This window comes from Polaribacter sp. 2405UD43-2 (assembly GCF_058147125.1).
Genome location: NZ_JBYVJX010000119.1, coordinates 1 through 232, shown reverse-complemented (window position 1 = coordinate 232; position 232 = coordinate 1). Strand labels below are relative to the sequence as shown.

The following is a 232-nucleotide window of genomic DNA, read 5'->3' as shown; positions in this document are numbered from 1 at the left end:
ATAATTATTTCTTTTGATAAGATTTCTTTCCCTACACGGTCATCTGAATCACAAATAGCATCATAAATTTTTCTTTTTATTGAACGAAATAAATGTTTACCAAATCTATAATTGGTTTTTTTTATTTCTGATAGTCCTTTTTTTGGTTCAGGAAGATTAGTAATTTTATGAGTTTTATTTTCTATTCGTTTTGTACTAATATCTAAACTAAAAAGTTTTCTGCTTTTTAAGT

1 protein-coding gene is annotated in these 232 nt (G+C 23.7%); it reads right to left on the bottom strand.

Going from position 1 to position 232, the window contains the following annotated elements; genetic code table 11:
* Positions 1-232, bottom strand: a 232-nt coding sequence (locus ACY2RX_RS14985; RefSeq protein WP_490104759.1) for a hypothetical protein, incomplete at both ends; no start/stop codon positions are given.